At 63.3% G+C, this 17567-nt stretch carries 17 protein-coding genes; 10 read left to right on the top strand and 7 right to left on the bottom strand.

The window, feature by feature from the left end:
* Window positions 1–120: 120 nt before the first annotated feature.
* Window positions 121–627 carry a DUF721 domain-containing protein gene (locus tag SS05631_RS03050; RefSeq protein WP_037413437.1) on the bottom strand — a complete coding sequence of 169 codons (507 nt, stop codon included), beginning with the start codon at window positions 625–627 and terminating at the stop codon, window positions 121–123.
* Between the two features lie 90 nt (window positions 628–717).
* Between SS05631_RS03050 and mutY the strand changes: the two genes are divergently transcribed.
* The 3 genes from mutY (at window position 718) to SS05631_RS03035 (ending at window position 3678) form a co-directional block, all read left to right on the top strand.
* The gene (gene mutY / locus SS05631_RS03045; RefSeq protein WP_037413435.1) at window positions 718–1806 is read left to right on the top strand and encodes an A/G-specific adenine glycosylase; all 1089 of its coding nucleotides are present in this window, start codon (window positions 718–720) and stop codon (window positions 1804–1806) included.
* A 41-nt stretch (window positions 1807–1847) separates the two neighbouring features.
* Window positions 1848–2510, top strand: a complete 663-nt coding sequence (locus SS05631_RS03040; RefSeq protein ID WP_037413432.1) for an HAD family phosphatase — start codon at window positions 1848–1850, stop codon at window positions 2508–2510.
* 130 nt (window positions 2511–2640) lie between these two features.
* On the top strand, window positions 2641–3678 hold the full coding sequence (locus SS05631_RS03035) for a calcium-binding protein (RefSeq protein WP_037413430.1): 1038 nt from the start codon (window positions 2641–2643) through the stop codon (window positions 3676–3678).
* 182 nt (window positions 3679–3860) lie between these two features.
* Here SS05631_RS03035 and SS05631_RS03030 read toward each other — a convergent pair whose 3' ends face one another.
* The 3 genes from SS05631_RS03030 to SS05631_RS03020 all read right to left on the bottom strand — a co-directional run bounded on the left by SS05631_RS03030 (window position 3861) and on the right by SS05631_RS03020 (window position 5790).
* Complete coding sequence (locus SS05631_RS03030; RefSeq protein ID WP_037413429.1) at window positions 3861–4991, bottom strand: site-specific DNA-methyltransferase; 1131 nt, start codon at window positions 4989–4991, stop codon at window positions 3861–3863.
* A gap of 117 nt (window positions 4992–5108) precedes the next feature.
* Window positions 5109–5465 carry an antibiotic biosynthesis monooxygenase gene (locus SS05631_RS03025; RefSeq protein ID WP_037413428.1) on the bottom strand — a complete coding sequence of 119 codons (357 nt, stop codon included), beginning with the start codon at window positions 5463–5465 and terminating at the stop codon, window positions 5109–5111.
* A gap of 4 nt (window positions 5466–5469) precedes the next feature.
* Window positions 5470–5790, bottom strand: a complete 321-nt coding sequence (locus tag SS05631_RS03020) for an NIPSNAP family protein (protein ID WP_037413749.1) — start codon at window positions 5788–5790, stop codon at window positions 5470–5472.
* A gap of 71 nt (window positions 5791–5861) precedes the next feature.
* Here SS05631_RS03020 and SS05631_RS03015 point away from each other — a divergent pair, with 71 nt between their 5' ends.
* Window positions 5862–6542, top strand: a complete 681-nt coding sequence (locus SS05631_RS03015; protein ID WP_037413425.1) for a winged helix-turn-helix domain-containing protein — start codon at window positions 5862–5864, stop codon at window positions 6540–6542.
* On the opposite strand, the gene SS05631_RS03010 is transcribed toward SS05631_RS03015, so the two are convergent.
* Complete coding sequence (locus tag SS05631_RS03010; RefSeq protein ID WP_037413424.1) at window positions 6537–6965, bottom strand: DUF1284 domain-containing protein; 429 nt, start codon at window positions 6963–6965, stop codon at window positions 6537–6539. The genes SS05631_RS03015 and SS05631_RS03010 overlap by 6 nt on opposite strands.
* A 52-nt stretch (window positions 6966–7017) precedes the next feature.
* Window positions 7018–7686, bottom strand: a complete 669-nt coding sequence (locus SS05631_RS03005) for a GntR family transcriptional regulator (protein ID WP_037413422.1) — start codon at window positions 7684–7686, stop codon at window positions 7018–7020.
* Between the two features lie 170 nt (window positions 7687–7856).
* Between SS05631_RS03005 and SS05631_RS03000 the strand changes: the two genes are divergently transcribed.
* Complete coding sequence (locus SS05631_RS03000) at window positions 7857–8552, top strand: HAD family phosphatase (RefSeq protein ID WP_037413420.1); 696 nt, start codon at window positions 7857–7859, stop codon at window positions 8550–8552.
* A gap of 243 nt (window positions 8553–8795) precedes the next feature.
* Window positions 8796–9902, top strand: a complete 1107-nt coding sequence (locus SS05631_RS02995; protein WP_037413418.1) for an ABC transporter substrate-binding protein — start codon at window positions 8796–8798, stop codon at window positions 9900–9902.
* A gap of 194 nt (window positions 9903–10096) precedes the next feature.
* Here SS05631_RS02995 and SS05631_RS02990 read toward each other — a convergent pair whose 3' ends face one another.
* Window positions 10097–10645 (bottom strand): hypothetical protein, encoded by a 549-nt coding sequence (locus tag SS05631_RS02990; protein ID WP_037413416.1) that lies wholly within the window; start codon window positions 10643–10645, stop codon window positions 10097–10099.
* 409 nt (window positions 10646–11054) lie between these two features.
* Between SS05631_RS02990 and thrC the strand changes: the two genes are divergently transcribed.
* The 4 genes from thrC (at window position 11055) to SS05631_RS02970 (ending at window position 17562) form a co-directional block, all read left to right on the top strand.
* Entirely contained in the window at window positions 11055–12461 is a 1407-nt protein-coding gene (gene thrC / locus SS05631_RS02985; RefSeq protein WP_172900163.1) for a threonine synthase, read from the top strand.
* 14 nt (window positions 12462–12475) lie between these two features.
* Window positions 12476–13777, top strand: coding sequence for a pitrilysin family protein (locus SS05631_RS02980; RefSeq protein ID WP_037413415.1), 1302 nt, complete (start codon window positions 12476–12478; stop codon window positions 13775–13777).
* 261 nt (window positions 13778–14038) lie between these two features.
* Window positions 14039–14650, top strand: a complete 612-nt coding sequence (locus tag SS05631_RS02975; protein WP_037413744.1) for a GNAT family protein — start codon at window positions 14039–14041, stop codon at window positions 14648–14650.
* Window positions 14650–17562 carry a sensor domain-containing phosphodiesterase gene (locus SS05631_RS02970; RefSeq protein WP_037413414.1) on the top strand — a complete coding sequence of 971 codons (2913 nt, stop codon included), beginning with the start codon at window positions 14650–14652 and terminating at the stop codon, window positions 17560–17562. The genes SS05631_RS02975 and SS05631_RS02970 overlap by 1 nt, the downstream gene beginning before the upstream one ends.
* Window positions 17563–17567: the final 5 nt, after the last annotated feature.

Genomic DNA, 17567 nt, shown 5'->3' with positions numbered 1-17567 from the left:
GAAGGACCCGTGTTCTAGGAGGGGAAAATTGAGTTGTGATTTCGATAACTTGCTCAGTGCAAGGCGACAAGGGGCACTGTTTCAACTGAATTCAAAGAATTGTGACCCCTTGATGGTGAACTACTTGCGGCGCTGAGACAGGACCGCCGTGCCGAGCCGCTTCAGTGCGGCCTTCAGCGCCTCGCTCTCGATGCCTTCAACCATGGTGTCGAGCCGGCGTGCCGGTTCGCCGGTCAGCGGCCGCGGCCGCCGGTAGGGCTTGGGCGGCGGTGCGACAGGCTTCTGGACGATTCGAAGCTGACCGATCGCATGGAAGCCGAAAAAGCCGTTGATGCGCTGGATCAGTTCGCCCTGGGCATGGGTCAGGAAAAGCGCCCTTGCGCCTTCACAGGCAACCGTCAGCACGCCGGGCTGGTAGCCGCCATCGCTGCCGATCTCCGAGGCGCGCCGCGGCCAGGCGATCTTTTCCGGCCGCGTGCAGTCGGCGAACTCCGCGCCGGCGATCTCGTCCCAGGAGCCGAGCAGCATCGTGTTGATGCCGGCGCGCTTGGCCAGCACCGGATCGATCAGCCCGTTCGCAACCTCGCTGATCTGCACAACGCCCTTGCGGGACTTCGCTTCACTCACCGGAACGACTTTCTGTTCGCAACTTCGATCGAGCCTTGAAGCCCAAGCGGGCGTCGGCCAAGTATAGGCCGGAAAGGGACTCTCCGGCAAATGACGCTCGACACGCTAAAGGCGGCCGAAGCCGCCACCGTGCTGCTCAACTGGTACGATCGCCACCATCGCGATCTGCCGTGGCGTGTCTCGCCGCCGATGGCAGCGCGCGGCGCCGTCGCCGATCCCTACCATGTCTGGCTGTCCGAAGTCATGCTGCAACAGACCACCGTGCAGGCGGTCAAGGCCTATTTCGACAAGTTTCTAAGGCACTGGCCGACGGTTGAAGACCTGGCCGCCGCCGAAACCGAAGAGGTGATGAAGGCCTGGGCCGGCCTCGGCTACTATGCCAGGGCGCGCAATCTGAAGAAATGCGCCGAGGCGGTGGCGCGCGACCATGGCGGCCGCTTCCCGGAGACGGAGGAAGGACTGAAAGCCCTTCCCGGCATCGGCGACTATACAGCGGCCGCGGTTGCGGCGATCGCCTTCAACCGCAGGAGCGCCGTGCTCGACGGCAATGTCGAGCGGGTGATTTCCCGCCTCTATGCGATCGAGACGCCGCTTCCCGCCGCCAAGCCGGAAATGCGCCGGCTCGTCTCGGAACTGACGCCGTCCGACCGGCCGGGTGATTTCGCCCAGGCGATGATGGATCTCGGTGCCACGATCTGTACGCCGAAGCGCCCCGCCTGCGCGCTCTGTCCCTTCCGCTCGAACTGTCGGGCGCTCGCCGTCGCCGATCCCGAGACGTTTCCGCGCAAGGGGGCGAAGAAGGAAAAGCCGCTGCGCCTCGGCGCCGCCTTCGTGGCGATCGATGGTGCTAATGCCGTCTATCTGCGCAAGCGCGCCGAGACGGGCCTCCTTGGCGGCATGACGGAAGTGCCGGGCACGGGCTGGACCGCGCGCCGCGACGGCGAGACCTCGGTAGAGGCGCAGCCTTTCGCGGCCGCCTGGGAAGCCTGCGGCACTGTCACGCATGTCTTCACGCATTTCGAACTGCGCCTCTCGGTCTACCGTGCCAAAGTCGCGAAGGCCGTGGCCTGCGCCGAGGGCTGGTGGGAGCCGATCGCGTCTTTGAAGGGGCAGGCATTGCCGACCGTCATGAAAAAAGCAATCACGCAGGCTATACCGCACGCATTCAAAGCCGTGTAAGGCAAGGCCGCAACCTCGTTCAACCCGCCGCAGGATTACCAATGAGCAGCGTCGACATCCGCCACATCGTTTTCGACATCGGCAAGGTGCTGATCCATTACGATCCGCAGATCCCCTACGCGCGGATCATCCCGGACGAGGCGGAACGCAGCTGGTTCTTCGCCAATGTCTGTACCCACGACTGGAACATCGAACAGGACCGGGGCCGTTCCTGGGAGGAGGCCGAGGCGCTGTTGATCGAGGAGCATCCGGAACGGCAAGAGCATATCCGCGCCTTCCGCCGGCATTGGCACGAGATGGTGCCGCACGCCTATGAAGATACGGTCGCGCTGATGGAAAGCCTGATCGCCGAAGGCCGCGACGTGACGATGCTGACCAACTTCGCCTCCGACACGTTCCGCGAGGCGCAGAAGCGCTTTCCCTTCCTGACGCTGCCGCGCGGCGTCACGGTTTCGGGCGACGTCGGGCTGATCAAGCCGGATGTCGAAATCTACTGGACCCATGCCCGTACCTTCGGTCTCGACCCCGCGGCGACGATCTTCATCGACGACAGCCTGGCCAATGTTGAAGGCGCCCGGGCGGCGGGCTGGCAGGCCGTGCACTTCGTCGATGCCCAAAGGCTGAGGGCCGATCTGGCAGCCTATGGCGTGCAACCGTTGGACGTGCTTGACGGTGTCGGTCCGGCAGTGGCGACCCAGGCCTGACAGCGCGATCCTGACCGCCGAACCGGCCAGCGAATTCACGAAAACGCCGCATTCGGTTCACCCGCCATTCAGCTTTGCTCCTCCATGATCCGCGTTAGATTTCAACGCCTTCGCTGAAAAGGTCGAGCTAATGGTCACGCGCATCTACGGTACGAATTACGCCGATATCCTCAAGCAGAACAGCTATATCGAGGTCGAAATCTATGGCTATGACGGCGACGACGACATCTACCTGAACAGGACCGACAGCTACGGCGGATACAACTACGTCGATGCGGGCTACGGCAATGATCTCGTGGTGAATTCCTACGAGGGCGGCAACGACATTTATATGGGTGCCGGAAACGACATCTATGTTGCCGACATCCGGGCACGCGACACGAGCTCCTACGATGTCGTCTATGCCGGCAGCGGCAATGACCGCTTCGAAATCGACGGCTATGCCAGCGACTATTACGGCGAAAGTGGCAACGACACCTTCCTCTCGGCCGGATTCAACAACTACTTCAACGGCGGCACCGGCATCGACACCGTCAGCTACCAGTTCCAGGACGACTGGAGCTCGGAGCGCGGCAAGGGCGTGACGATCGACCTCGGCAACAAATACGCGACCACCGGCAGCGGCCGGCGCGAGGACCTCATTAGCATCGAGAACGCCACCGGCACGAATTACGGCCATGACGATATCACCGGCAGTTCTGTTGCCAACACGCTGCGCGGGCTGGGCGGCCACGACATTATCGAGGGCCTCGCCGGCGACGACTTCCTCGACGGCGGCAGCGGTGACGACGATCTCTATGGCGGCTCCGGCGCCGATATCATGCGCGGCGGCAGTGGCTTCGACTATCTGGTCGGCGGGACCGGCACCGACAGCTTCGATTTCAACGCGATCTCCGAATCGGTGGTCGGCTCCCGCCGCGACGTGATCGCCGATTTCCGCCGCTCCGAGTTCGACGTCATCGACCTTTCGACGATCGATGCCGACACGACCTGGAGCGGCAATCAGAAATTCACCTTCATCGGCGGCAGCGCGTTTTCGGGAGACGCCGGCGAACTGAACTTCCGCTCCGGCGTCCTGTCCGGCGACGTCAATGGCGACGGCTATGCCGACTTCCAGATCAAGGTGAACGGCGTCACCAGCCTGCGGGTCGACGATTTCTTCCTCTGAGGCGGCGCGGCGTGCCCCTTCTCCCCGTCAAGGGAGAAGGTCGCGGCAGCGGGAGGGCATCCCACCTCATACAAACGCCCGGAATCCCTTACGGATTCCGGGCGTTTAAAGCTCTCCTCCCGGGACTGAAGGTACAAAACCGGGCAGAGCGCTTTTTCGAAGACCCAAGCGGAACTGGTTGATCAGTTCAGTTTTGCCAGGTCATTTCGAATGACGGATCTGAGTTCGTCGATCGGCTTCAGAGTATTCCCTTCTTCGAAATGCCAGAACGTCCACCCGTTGCAGGCGTCGAGGCCCTGAACCTTGGCGCCGAGGCGGTGGATCGAGCCGGCCTCGCCGCCAGAGGCAAGCGTGCCGTCGGCGCGCACGATGGCGCTGTAGCGGCGCTTAGCATCGGTCAGCACCGTGCCGGGCTTGATCAAGCCGCTCTCGACGAGCGTATTGAAAGCGACGCGCGGTTCGGCCTTCTTACCGGTCATCACGGACAGAGTCGCCTTGCCGAGCGGCTCGACTGCGGCGATGCGTTCGGCTGCGGCGTCGATATAGTCCTGTTCGCGCTCGATGCCGACGAAATGGCGGCCGAGGCGCTTGGCAACCGCGCCGGTGGTGCCGGAGCCGAAGAAGGGATCGAGCACCACGTCGCCGGGCTTGGTCGAAGCCATCAGGATGCGGGCGAGCAACGCTTCCGGCTTCTGCGTCGGATGCACCTTCTTGCCGTCGTCGCCCTTCAGCCGCTCCGAACCGGAGCAGATCGGGAACAGCCAGTCGGAGCGCATCTGCACGTCGTCGTTCGCGGCCTTCATCGCCTCGTAATTGAAGGTGTAGCCCTTGGCCTTGGCGTTCGGCGTCGCCCAGATCAGCGTTTCGTGGGCGTTCTGGAAGCGGCGACCCTTGAAGTTCGGCATCGGATTGGTCTTGCGCCAGATGATGTCGTTCAGGATCCAGAAATGCAAGTCCTGCAGGATCGCGCCGACCCGGAAGATATTGTGGTAGGAGCCGATTACCCAGAGTGTGCCGGTCGGCTTCAACACGCGGCGGCAGGCAAGCAGCCAGGCGCGGGTGAAGGCATCATAGGCCTCGAAGGAAGCGAACTGGTCCCATTCGTCGTCGACAGCGTCGACCAGCGACTGGTCCGGCCGGTGCAGCATGCCGCCCAGCTGCAGATTATAGGGCGGATCGGCGAAGACGACGTCTACCGAATTGTCGGGGAGCGCGTTCAGCGCAGCCACGCAATCTCCTTTGATGATGCTGTCCAGCCAGCTCAGCGGACGGGCGGCTCGGGAGATTTCGGCAAGCGAAACAACTGAAGACATGGGCAACTCGCAAATACGCTTACTCGGGACTGACTATAGCACTTATGGTTACCGAAGATGGTTACCAAAGCTTGAAGGCCGCCCGGGAAATTTGCGTCGCTGCCATGCCCCTCTCGTTCAGTTCGTATCGTGCTCGTGCCACTCCCGGCTGTCCGCTGGCGCCTCATGCCGTTCGTTGAGGCCGTAGTCGCGAACGACCGCCGCGATCCGCAGGCGATAGTCGGCGAAGACGCCATTCCTCCCCGCGGCCTGTGCCGCGCGATGTTCCGCACCCTTGCGCCAGGCCTTCACCGCCGCTTCGTCGCGCCAGAAGGAGAGCGACAGCAGCTTGTTCGGATCGGTAAGGCTCTGGAATCGCTCGATCGAGATGAAGCCGTCTATCCCGTCGAGCAGCGACCGCAGGTCGGCGGCAAGGGCGAGATAGGCTTCGCGCTTGCCCTCGGCCGGCAGAACCTCAAAAATCACCGCGATCATCGCATCACTCCTTCCCATGTGGCAGCGAGACGTTCTTCAGGAAGATGCGGTCCTCCTTGAGGATGAAACGCTCGCGCCGCGCGAATTCGTAATTCTCGCGGCCGAGCGGATCGGCGGCAAGACGCGCCCGGTACGCCTCGTAGGCGGCGAGGCTTTCGATGTTGTAGACGCCATAGGCGGTCGTCGCCGAGCCTTCGTGCGGACCGAAATAGCCGATGAGGTCGGCACCGCAGCGTGGAATGGCCTCGCCCCAATTGCGGGAATAGGTAGCGAAATCCTCCTTGCGGAACGGATCGATCTCGTAGCGAATGAAGCAGGTGATCATGATCTTCTCCTTGTTGATGATTTGCATCATGCCCGCTTGTTCGGCCGGAATGCTTCGACTACGATCGAAGTATGAAGGAAGGTCCCGATATCGCCCTCATCGGATCGCTGATCGGCGATCCGGCCCGCGCCAACATGCTGACCGCGCTGATGGGCGGCGAGGCGCTGACGCTAACGGAGCTTGCGGCGCACGCCGGCATCACGCTGCAGACCGCGAGCTCGCATCTCGCCAAGCTCGAGGCCGGCGGATTGCTGACGCAGCGCAAGCAGGGTCGGCATCGCTACTATGCCTTGGCCGAAGACGAGGTTGGGCTGATGCTCGAAAGCCTCATGGGTTTCGCCGCCAGCCGCGGCCTGACGCGGCATCGGCCGGGGCCGAAGGATCCGGCGCTCAGAAAGGCGCGCATCTGCTACAACCACCTCGCCGGCGACTATGGCGTGCGCCTGCTGGACAGTCTGGTCGCGGAGCGCCAGATCGAAGTGACTGGAGAGGACCTCGCCTTGACCGATGCAGGACGGCATCGCATCGAGGCGCTCGGCATCGACTACCCCGCGCTTCAAAAATCCCGACGGCCGATCTGCCGAACCTGCCTCGACTGGAGCGAACGCCGTTCGCATCTCGCCGGCTCGCTCGGCGAGGCGCTGCTCAGGCTGTTCATCGACAACGGCTGGGCGAAACGCGAGAAGGACAGCCGCGTGATCCGTTTCACCGACAGGGGCGAAAAAGCCTTCCTGGAGCTCTTTCCGCTATAGGCGCTTGGCCTTGACGAGCGCGTCGGCAAAACCGTCGCCCGCGATCCGTGTGCAAAACTGCGCCCATTCGCACGCCTCGCAGGCTGCCCGTATCGAGTCTGCCGCAAACGCGGCACGCAGCCGCTCCAGGCGCTCGCCGTCCAGTTGGAGGACCGAGCCGGCCGTCAGCGACATGCCCAGCAGATCGGCGACGGCGGTCAAGGCTTTGTCGTCACGGTCAAGAACACTGTCGTTCCGGCAATGGGCGTCGGGATCATCCAGCATGGGAGCGCAGATATCGTCCGGGCCTTGGACGATTTCGATCGCCTCGCCGGAGGAAAGGCGGGCGGCGATCCCGAGATAGTTGCGGGTGAAGGCGGCCGTGTAGCCCTTGCCGACATAGGTCAGCAGACACAGGAGATGGTGGCCGCGCAGGCGAACCATGGAATGTCACCTCGTCCCGGTTTCCGAAGTCGCAGTTTACGGCAGATCGCCGCTATCCGACGATAGAAAAGGCGTCGCGGACTTCCCCGCCGGCGGTCTTTACCGGCGTCTTGCCGATCCAGCCGACATGGCGCTCGAGGATCGAGGCAGCCTCCTCGCCTCTCCCCTGGCGCAGCGCTGCAAGAATGGCGCGGTGGTCGTGGTCGGTGCGTGCCTCCCAGCTGGATCGCCAGGCGGAGAAGAGAAACCGGGCGCTTGCCGCATGAAGGTCGTCAATCGCGGCGAGCAGGCGCGGCATGGCACAGGGCTCGAGGATCAAACGGTGGAACGCTCGGTTTGCCACCTCCCAGCTACGCACGTCGCGGGATCTGTCCGCCGCGGCCGTGGCCGCCTCGGCGCGATCGAGAATGGCGGGTGCGAGGTGGGGTATGGCATGGCGGAGCGCCAGCACCTCGAGTGCCGCGCGCATCTCCGCCACCTCGCGCACCTCTTTGAGATCGAAGGAGGCGACCCGCACGCCCCGGCGCGGCTCGCTGACGGCAAGGCCTTGCGCCTCGAGCCGTCGGAAAGCCTCACGCACCGGCACGTGGCTCGCGCCGAACTCCTCGGCAACATGGTCCTGACGCAACCGCTCGCCCGGAGGGAGCGCCCCGGAGATGATCCTTTCGGCGAGCGCCCGGCTGATCCGGCTTGCAATCGTGTCATCGCGTTCGTTTGTCATGCGCTACAGATAGAGGTGCAGCCCGAGCCTGTCGAGCAAGGCACAACTTCCGCAAGACGATTTCCAAAGGTTGAGCTTTGATCCACCATCGTATAAATCTGCCCGGACCTGTTTTCGCGCCGCATCGAGCCTCCTCCCCGCCAGCGGCGCGCCTCTCCCAAGGACGCAAAATGACCGGTTTCGATCTCATCATCTTTGACTGCGACGGCGTGCTCGTCGATTCGGAAATCATCGCCTCGGAAGTCGAGGCCGGACTTCTGACGGAAGCCGGCTACCCGATCAGTGTCGAGGAAATGAGCGAGCGCTTTGCCGGCATGACCTGGCGCGACACGCTGCTGGCGATCGAGAAGGAAGCCAGCATTCCGCTCTCGGCTTCTTTGATCGACCGCGTCGACACCATTCTCGACAAGCGGCTCGCCCGCGACGTCAAGATCATCGACGGCGTCAAGCCCGTACTGCTGCAGCTGACGCTGCCGCACTGCATCTGCTCGAACTCGACCTCAGCGCGGCTCGCAACGATGCTCGGCAAGGTCGGCATTCAGGACCATTTCGGCAAGCATATCTATTCGGCGCGCGATCTTGGCCCGGACCGGGTCAAGCCGAAGCCGGACATCTTCCTGCATGGCGCCGCCCAGTTCGGCGTCGACCCGGCACGCGTCCTCGTCATCGAGGACTCGGTGCACGGCGTCCACGGGGCGCGCGCCGCCGGCATGCGCGTCGTCGGCTTCACGGGGGGCTCGCATAGCTATGCCTCGCATGCTGACAAGCTGACGGAGGCCGGCGCCGAGACCGTTATCTCGCGGATGGCCGTCCTGCCCGGCGTCGTCGCCGCGCTTGCCGAATGGTCCGAGTCCCTGACGGCCTGACCCTCACCCTCTCTAATTCCGACGGCCCTTCGCGCCGCTCATCATCGGCGCCCTCGAAAGGCGGCATGCGGTGGAAGACCCATGGTTTCCTGCGAGAAACCGCGGGTTTTCGAACGGCGCACGAGAGCTATATCAAGATCGACCACTGCATGGTTCCGGGTAGGGCCGCGCAGCAGTTCAAAGCGCTATGGCGGCCTCCGTATGTCCGGGCGCTGTAGAGGTTATTTCCAAGGAGGAACCACGATGCGTCTTTCACTATTGACCGGACTGACCCTGGCTGCCGGCGTGGCTTTCGCGCCGCTCGCCCATGCCGATATCACGATCGGCGTGATCACGCCGCTCACCGGCCCGGTCGCGGCCTTTGGCGAGCAGGTGAAGAACGGCGCCGAGGCAGCGGCCGAAGCAATCAACAATGCCGGCGGCATCAAGGGCGAGAAGATCGTCATCAAGATCGTCGACGATGCTGGCGAGCCGAAGCAGGCTGTTTCCGTTTCCAACCAGCTCGCCGGAGAGAGCGTGCGCTATGTCGTAGGGCCGGTGCTTTCCGGCACGGCGATGCCGGCATCCGACGTGCTCGCCGAGAACGGCATCCTCATGGTCACGCCGACGGCAACCACGCCCGACCTTACCACCCGCGGGCTTTGGAACGTGCTGCGCACCTGCGGCCGCGACGACCAGCAGGCCGTGGTCGCGGCCGACTATGTCGTCAAGAACCTCAAGGACAAGCGCGTCGCCGTCCTGCACGACAAGGGTGCTTACGGCAAGGGCCTCGCCGATGGCTTCAAGGCGGCGATCAACGCAGGCGGCATCACGGAAGTCGTCTACGAGGGCTTGAACCCCGGTGAAAAGGACTTCAGCGCCATCGTCACACGCCTCAAGGCCGAGAATGTCGAGGTCGTCTATTTCGGCGGCTACCACGCCGAGGCCGGCCTGATGATCCGGCAGATGCGCGACCAGGGTGTCAATGCGCAGCTGATCGGCGGCGACGGCCTCTCCAACACCGAGTTTTGGGCGATCGGCGGCAACGCTGCCGAGGGAACGATCTACACGAATGCAAGCGACGCCACCCGCCACCCGGCCGCCGCCCCGGTGATCGAGGCGCTCAATGTCAAGAACATCCCGGCGGAAGCCTTCACTCTCAACGCCTATGCCGCCGTCCAGGTGCTCAAGGCCGGCATCGAGAAGGCAGGCTCGGCCGAGGATGCGACCGCGGTTGCGACCGCGATCAAATCCGGCGAGGCGATCGACACGGTCATCGGCAAGCTGACCTATGGCGAGAGCGGCGATCTCACCTCGCCGAGCTTCTCGCTCTACAAATGGGAAGCGGGCAAGAGCGTGGCGGCCGAATAACCCGGCCGCGGACGCGTGGAAACGCCGGGCATTGCCTCGGCGTTTTTATAAGTGGCTGCAAAGAGTTGTTTTTCTTGGAGTCTGCCCCTCATCCGGCCTGCCGGCCACCTTCTCCTCGCAGGCGGGGCGAAGGGGACTCGCGGCACCGTATCGGGTCAGCGTAAGGGGCAACTCCCCCGCACCTGTGCGGCCTGCTACTGCTTCGCCTTCTGCGGTCCCTCGTCGAAGCCGACGAAGATCTTGGCATCGGCTCCGGCTCCGGCCGGCAGGGTGACGTTGGCCTTGGTGAAGACGAATTGCGTGTTGGTGCTGCCCGGCGGGACTTCGACCGGATATTGCGTCAGTTCGGAATAGAGCGTCTTTTCCCCGTCGGTCGCCGCCACGCGGATAGGCATGGTAATCTTGCCCGGACCGCCGGCGGGGCCGGCAACGACACGGCCCTGGGCGACCACGGTCACCGTCAGTGTGTCCGCGCTCTGCACGCATTGCCGCGTGGTATCGGCTAGCGAGGCCTGGTAGACCACCTTGGTCGGATCGTCCTTGCCGCCCTTCGCATAGGTGCGATAGGAGGCGGTGCCGTCCCGCAGCGTCACCGGCGGGCAAGCCGCCTGGATCACCGCCGGCGTCGGTGCGTTCGCGGTGCCGCCGGCCTCGATGGCGCCGCCGTCTTGCGTTTTGTTACAGCCTGCGGCGACCAAAAGAACAGACATTGCGATAAGATGGCGAGACACTTTGCCAGACACGTTGCACGACCCCTACTGACCCGGTGAGACTTTGAGATCACGGCAACCGCGGCGAATTCGGCCGAAGCTGGCGCGATCCTTTTGATGGCCGGAGCAGGAACCCATCTGCAATCCCCTCCTCCTCCGGACCGACGATCTTCGAGGGCCTTTCTCGACCCTCGGGCATCGTCTATAGCAGCGGCAAATCGAAAAATCGACCGGCGGGCCATCGCAAGCCTCACTTTCCGAAGCATTCGGAAATTTGCCATGGTGACAAAAATGCCCGCGCGATTTACGGCGAACTGGAACAAATAGGGGGCCGGGCGGCGGTTCTTCCTTGAAGGTTATGCAATATCGGCGTGATAGCGCGGCGAGAGGGGCGGTCCTCCGCCAGACTGCCTGCTGTAACTTTGAGATGCGGTAACGAAGGATGAAGAAGGTGAAGTATATTTCGACGCGCGGGGAAGCAGCACCCCTCGGTTTCTGCGACGCTCTTCTGGCAGGGCTTGCTCGTGACGGCGGCCTGTACCTGCCGAAAGAATGGCCGGCCTTCTCGAAAAAGGAAATCCGTGCGCTGCGCGGCAAGTCCTATCAGGAAATCGCTTTCGCTGTTCTCGAGCCCTTCACGAACGGTGAAATTCCGGCCGCGAAGTTCCGCGAGATGATCGACGAGGCCTATGCGACCTTCCGCCATCCGGCCATCGCCCCGCTTGTCCAGACCGGCCCCAACTCCTTCGTCATGGAGCTCTTCCACGGTTCGACGCTCGCCTTCAAGGACGTCGCCATGCAATTGCTGGCGCGCCTCATGGATCATGTGCTCGCCGAGCGCGGCGAACGGGCGACGATCGTCGGGGCAACCTCCGGCGATACCGGCGGTGCCGCGATCGACGCCTTTGCCGGCCGGGAAAGGACGGACATCTTCATCCTCTTCCCGCACGGCAAGGTCTCGCCGGTGCAGCAGCGGCAGATGACGACCGCGGGGGCGTCGAACGTCCATGCGATCGCTATCAAGGGCAATTTCGACGATTGTCAGAACCTCGTCAAAGCCATGTTCAACGACACGGCGTTTCGCGACCGGGTTAAGCTGTCGGGGGTCAATTCGATCAACTGGGCGCGCATCATGGCTCAGATCGTCTATTACTTCACCACGGCGATCGCGCTCGGCGGCCCGGACCGGAGGATCTCCTTCACGGTGCCGACCGGCAATTTCGGCGATATCTTCGCCGGCTATGTCGCCAAGCGCATGGGCTTGCCGATCGACAGGCTGATCATCGCCACCAATGAAAACGACATTCTGGCGCGCACGCTGAAGACCGGCCGCTACGAGATGCGCGAGGTCAAGGCGACGACCTCGCCCTCGATGGACATTCAGATCTCGTCCAACTTCGAGCGCTTGTTGTTCGAGGCCTATGGCCGCGAGGCGGCAGGGGTGCGCGCCGCCATGGAAAGCCTCAAGCAATCCGGTTCCTTTGCCATCGAAGAGGGCGCACTGAAAAAAATTCGCAAGGAATTTCGCGCCGGCCGCGCCTCGGAGAAGCAGGTGGCGGCGACGATCCGCGAAACCTTCGAGAAATCCGGCTATCTCCTTGATCCGCATACGGCAATCGGCGTCTCGGTCGCCGCCAAGCACGAGAAGCCGTCGGCGCCAATGGTGGCGCTCGGGACCGCTCACCCCGCGAAATTTCCCGACGCGGTAAAATCGGCGAGTGGTATTGACCCCACGCTTCCGACGTGGCTTGCTGATCTCATGACTAGGGCGGAGCGTTTCGACATCCTGGATGCGGAGCTGAAGAACGTCGAAACCTTCATCGGCGAGCGTACCCGCGTTCGGGAATAGAACGAAAGATACGGATGATGAAAGTTGAGTGCACCCGGCTCCCTTCCGGGCTGACGGTGGTAACCGAGCGAATGCCGCATTTGGAAAGCGTGGCGCTCGGGGTCTGGATCAAGTCCGGTTCGCGCAACGAGACCGTGGATGAACACGGAATTGCGCATCTGCTGGAGCACATGGCTTTCAAAGGGACAAGACGGCGCAGCGCCCGCCAGATCGCCGAAGAGATCGAAAACGTCGGCGGCGAGGTCAACGCCGCCACCTCCACCGAGACCACCTCCTACTACGCGCGGGTACTGAAGGACCACGTGCCGCTGGCGGTCGACATCCTTGCGGACATTCTGACGGAATCAACCTTCGACGAGGAGGAGCTGCGGCGCGAGAAGCACGTCATCCTGCAGGAGATCGGCGCGGCCGACGACACGCCGGACGACGTGGTCTTCGACCGCTTCGCCGAGACCGCCTACCGCGACCAGACGGTCGGGCGGCCCATTCTCGGCACGCCCGAAACGGTGATGTCGTTCACCCCCGGTCAGATCCGCCAATATCTCGGCCGCAATTATACGACCGACAGGATGTTCATCGTTGCCGCCGGCGCCGTCGACCACGACACGATCGTGCGCCAGGTCGAGGAGCGCTTTTCCACGCTGCCCGTCACGCCGCTGTCGACTCCGGTCCTCGATACGGCGCGCTACACGGGCGGCGACAGCCGCGAGAGCCGTGACCTGATGGACGCGCAGGTGCTGCTCGGCTTCGAAGGCCGGGCCTATCACGCCCGCGACTTCTACTGTTCGCAGATCCTTGCCAATATCCTCGGCGGCGGCATGTCGTCCCGCCTCTTTCAGGAGGTGCGCGAACATCGCGGCCTCTGTTATTCGGTCTACGCCTTCCATTGGGGCTTTTCCGATACCGGCATCTTCGGCATCCACGCCGCTACCGGCGGGGAAAATCTCCCCGAGCTGATGCCGGTCATCATCGAGGAGCTGCGCAAATCGTCGGCGAGCATCGACCAGCAGGAGATCGAGCGTGCCCGTGCGCAGATCCGGGCGCAACTGCTGATGGGACAGGAAAGCCCGGCGGCGCGCGCCGGCCAGATCGCCCGCCAGATGATGCTCTATGGGCGCCCCATTCCAAACGAAGAGCTGATGGAGCGGCTGTCCGGCATCACCATAGAGCGGCTGACCGATCTCGCCGGCCGGCTCTTCTTCGATACGACCCCTACCCTTTCGGCGATCGGCCCGCTCGAACAGCTCGCCCCGATGAGCGACATTCTGTCGTCTCTGAATATCAAACCCGCTGCCGTCCAGGCGCTCGCCGGCTAGCGGGCGCAATCCCCGATCTTCAGAGTGCGGGCAGCACCTGCGGGGCCCGTGCCTTTCTTGCACAATTTCTAAAATCGGATTCGATTTAGGCGTTAACTTGTGCAACGCTTCGCAATGACACGGCGCCTTCGAACTCTTGCATGATGGCGCGGTCCGGGCTGGGATTTCGGTCCGGCTGTGTAGATTGACCTGAGCGGGATGAGGAAGAGCATGAAGCCGATCTCCGCCCGCCGGCATGCGAGTTTGGGGCCGGAGGCATATATGGCACGATCGGTATTTCGGTTCCTGTCGAGGCAGCCCGAATCGGTCGAAATCGCCAATCAGGATTACCTTCTCCGCCTGCCGCGCTACGCCGATTATCGGCAATGGTATCAATTACGCAGCGCGAGCCGCGGCTTCCTCGAACCGTGGGAGCCCACCTGGCGGGCTGACGAGATGACCGAGAGCGCGTTTCGCAGCCGCGTCATCCGCAACGAACAGGAATATGCTTCCGGCCAGGCGGTGCCGTTGTTCCTGTTCCGCAGACCGGACGAGGTTCTCCTCGGCGGCCTGACGATCGGCCATATCCGCAGGGGTGCGGCGCAGAATTGCATGATCGGCTACTGGATGGGGCAGAAACATGCCGGCCAGGGCCACATGTACGAGGCGCTGAAGCTGACCATCCCCTACATCTTTTCGACCCTCGAGTTGCACCGTATTGAAGCAGCCTGTATTCCAGAGAACGCAAGGAGCATCCGGCTCCTTGAAAAGGCCGGCTTTGAACGCGAAGGCTACTTGAGACAGTACTTGAAGATAAACGGCCAGTGGCGCGATCACCTGATGTTTTCGCTTCTGTCCGCGGATGCCGTACCGAACAGGAATATGCCCCTTTGATGCCCGTGATCCGCAAGCCGACCGCATGGCCAGCCGCAAGGGTGGCGGCGTTTCTGGCGGCATTCGCCGTTTTCATCTTCGGCACCGCCGGCGGGGTCGCCCATGCTCTCGAACCGGTCAAGATCTCGCGCGAGGACACGGCACTCGACCTGACGGCCACGACGGAAATTTATTCCGGCCGGGGCGAGGCTTTCCAGGTGTCCACCGCGCCCGGCACGGACGGCATCGTGCGGCGCATCGAGGTCCGATCGAGCACGGAGCATCATCAGGGCGACTGGGCCGTCTTCGCGCTTGCAAATGTCTCCGAGGAGCAGCTCGAGCGGGTGATCGTCGCGCCGCATTTCCGGCTGGTCAATTCGAAACTGTTCTGGCCGGACCTCGGCTCGCAACGCATCCTGTCGATCACGCCGAGCGAGGGCTTCGCGCTCGACCGACAGCCGAGCGACGAGGCGGACGTGTTCCGCATCACCCTCAACCCCGGCGCCGTCATCACCTTCGTCGCCGAGCTTGCGACGCCGGAACTGCCGCAGATCTATCTGTGGCAGCCCGACGCCTACAAGGACACGGTCAACGCCTTTACGCTCTATCGCGGCATCGTGCTCGGGATTGCCGGGCTGCTCGCGGTCTTCCTGACCATTCTCTTCGTCGTCAAGGGCACCTCGATGCTGCCGGCGACGGCGGCGCTTGCCTGGGCGGTTCTCGCCTATATCTGTGTCGACTTCGGCTTTCTGTCGAAGCTGATCAGCGTGACGGCTGGCGACGAACGCATATGGCGAGCAGGAACGGAAGTCTTTCTGGCGGCGGGGCTGGTAATCTTCCTTTTCACCTATCTGAACCTCAACCGCTGGCATCAGCATCTCGGCTACGCGACGCTCGCCTGGATTCTCGGCCTGGCACTGCTCTTCGGCGTCGCCGTCTACGATCCCGCGATCGCATCGGGCATCGCCCGTCTCTCCTTTGCGCTGACGGCGACGGTCGGCATCGTGCTGATCGCCTATCTCGGCTTTAACCGCTACGACCGCGCCATCCTCCTCGTTCCGGCCTGGCTCCTGATCCTCGTCTGGCTGTTCGGCGCGTGGCTGGCGGTCACCGGTCAACTCGCCAATGACATCGTCCAGCCGGCCCTCGGCGGCGGCCTCGTGTTGATCGTCCTCTTGATCGGCTTCACGGTGATGCAGCATGCCTTTGCCGGCGGCGCATACCAGCAGGGTCTCTTCTCGGACCTCGAGCGGCAGGCGCTGGCGCTGACCGGCTCCGGCGACACCGTCTGGGATTGGGACGTGGCGCGCGACCGCGTCGTGACGATCCCGGATATTTCGCACCAGCTCGGCCTTTCGCTCGGCACGATGAACGGACCGGTCCGCAATTGGGTGCCGCGGCTGCATCCGGACGATCGCGACCGGTTCAGGGCGACCCTGGATGTGCTTCTCGAACACAGACGCGGCCGCTTGAACCACGAATTTCGCGTGCGCGCCGAGGATGGGCACTATCACTGGCTGTCGATCCGGGCGCGGCCCGTGCTGGGCGCCAATGGCGAGATCATCCGCTGCGTCGGCACCATCGTCGACATCACCGAACAGCGCAATTCGGTCGAGCGGCTGCTGCAGAACGCGCTCCTCGACAACCTCACCGGCCTGCCGAACCGGCAGGTTTTCCTCGATCGCCTGCAGTCCATCCTTCTGATGTCCGACGGCACCGCTTCGACGCGGCCGACCGTTCTCGCCATAGACATCGACCGCTACAAGCAGGTCAACGACCTGCTCGGGATCGCCGCCGGCGACAACATTCTGATCGCGTTGACGCGGCGGCTGCGCCGGCTGCTGCGGCCGCAGGACACGCTTGCCCGCCTCGGCGGCGACCAGTTCGGGCTGATCCTGATGTCCGAGCGCGATCCGGCGAAGATCGCCGATTTCGCCGATGCGGTCAGCAAGGCGATCATGGTGCCGCTCAACTACGGCAACCGCGAGATTAATCTCACCGCCTCGATCGGTCTCGTTTCCTGGCTCGACCAGGAGCAGAGCGCCGCAAGCCTGCTCGACGATGCGGAGCTTGCGATGTTTCGCGCCAAGAAGGAGGGCGGCAACCGCGTCGAGCCCTTCCGGCCGGCCTTCCGAACATCCGGATCGGATCGCCTGCAGCTCGAAGCGGACCTGAAGCGGGCGATCGAACGCAAGGAACTGTCGCTCGTCTACCAGCCGATCGTGCGTCTCAGCGATGCCGAGGTCGCCGGTTTCGAAGCGCTGATGCGCTGGGACCATCCGAAGCGCGGCAGTATCTCGCCGACCGAATTCATCCCGATCGCGGAGAATTCCGACGTCATAAACCAGCTCGGCATGTTCGCCTTCGACCAGGCGACGAGCGACCTTTCCGAATGGCAGATCCAGACGGGCGATCTGCCGATCTTCGTCGCGATCAATCTTTCGAGTGCGCAGCTGCTCAACAGCGGGCTCTATGACGACGTCCGGACCATCCTCAACAAGAACCGCTGCGATCCGGCGAAGGTGAAGATGGAGCTGACCGAATCGCTGGTGATGGAGAATCCGGAACAGGCCCGACTCGTGCTCGAAAAGCTCCGGGAAGCCGGATTGCGGCTCGCCCTCGACGACTTCGGCACCGGCCATTCTTCGCTTTCCTATCTAACCCGCTTCCCCTTCGACACGATCAAGATCGACAAGGCGCTGGTGCGCGATCCGAGCGATAAGCGCGGCGTCGTGCTGCGCTCGGTGATCGCCATGGCGCGCGAACTCGACATGCGGGTCGTCGCCGAAGGCATAGAATCGGAGGAGGATGCGATCCAGCTCGCGCAGATGGGCTGCGATTATGGCCAGAGCTTCCTGTTCGGCCCGCCCGTCGGCTCGGAATCGATCCTGCGGCTCCTGAAGGAGCGCTTTCCGCTCATGAAGAGAGCGTAATCGGG

This window comes from Sinorhizobium sp. CCBAU 05631, from assembly GCF_002288505.1.
Taxonomy (GTDB): Bacteria; Pseudomonadota; Alphaproteobacteria; order Rhizobiales; family Rhizobiaceae; genus Sinorhizobium; species Sinorhizobium fredii_C.
The sequence above is the reverse complement of the archived record's forward strand: the minus strand, read 5'-3'. Positions and strand labels throughout refer to the sequence as shown.

What these genes read in the sequence shown, in the direction of transcription:
- SS05631_RS03005 (WP_037413422.1), bottom strand. Translation starts at nt 7,686, where the DNA reads ATGACAAACGAACGCGATGACACGATTGCAAGCCGGATCAGCCGGGCG.
- SS05631_RS03040 (WP_037413432.1), top strand. Translation starts at nt 1,848, where the DNA reads ATGAGCAGCGTCGACATCCGCCACATCGTTTTCGACATCGGCAAGGTG.
- SS05631_RS03035 (WP_037413430.1), top strand. Translation starts at nt 2,641, where the DNA reads ATGGTCACGCGCATCTACGGTACGAATTACGCCGATATCCTCAAGCAG.
- mutY (WP_037413435.1), top strand. Translation starts at nt 718, where the DNA reads ATGACGCTCGACACGCTAAAGGCGGCCGAAGCCGCCACCGTGCTGCTC.
- SS05631_RS02980 (WP_037413415.1), top strand. Translation starts at nt 12,476, where the DNA reads ATGATGAAAGTTGAGTGCACCCGGCTCCCTTCCGGGCTGACGGTGGTA.
- SS05631_RS02970 (WP_037413414.1), top strand. Translation starts at nt 14,650, where the DNA reads ATGCCCGTGATCCGCAAGCCGACCGCATGGCCAGCCGCAAGGGTGGCG.
- SS05631_RS03000 (WP_037413420.1), top strand. Translation starts at nt 7,857, where the DNA reads ATGACCGGTTTCGATCTCATCATCTTTGACTGCGACGGCGTGCTCGTC.
- SS05631_RS03015 (WP_037413425.1), top strand. Translation starts at nt 5,862, where the DNA reads ATGAAGGAAGGTCCCGATATCGCCCTCATCGGATCGCTGATCGGCGAT.
- SS05631_RS03030 (WP_037413429.1), bottom strand. Translation starts at nt 4,991, where the DNA reads ATGTCTTCAGTTGTTTCGCTTGCCGAAATCTCCCGAGCCGCCCGTCCG.
- thrC (WP_172900163.1), top strand. Translation starts at nt 11,055, where the DNA reads ATGAAGAAGGTGAAGTATATTTCGACGCGCGGGGAAGCAGCACCCCTC.
- SS05631_RS02975 (WP_037413744.1), top strand. Translation starts at nt 14,039, where the DNA reads ATGGCACGATCGGTATTTCGGTTCCTGTCGAGGCAGCCCGAATCGGTC.
- SS05631_RS03020 (WP_037413749.1), bottom strand. Translation starts at nt 5,790, where the DNA reads ATGATCACCTGCTTCATTCGCTACGAGATCGATCCGTTCCGCAAGGAG.
- SS05631_RS03025 (WP_037413428.1), bottom strand. Translation starts at nt 5,465, where the DNA reads ATGATCGCGGTGATTTTTGAGGTTCTGCCGGCCGAGGGCAAGCGCGAA.
- SS05631_RS03010 (WP_037413424.1), bottom strand. Translation starts at nt 6,965, where the DNA reads ATGGTTCGCCTGCGCGGCCACCATCTCCTGTGTCTGCTGACCTATGTC.
- SS05631_RS02995 (WP_037413418.1), top strand. Translation starts at nt 8,796, where the DNA reads ATGCGTCTTTCACTATTGACCGGACTGACCCTGGCTGCCGGCGTGGCT.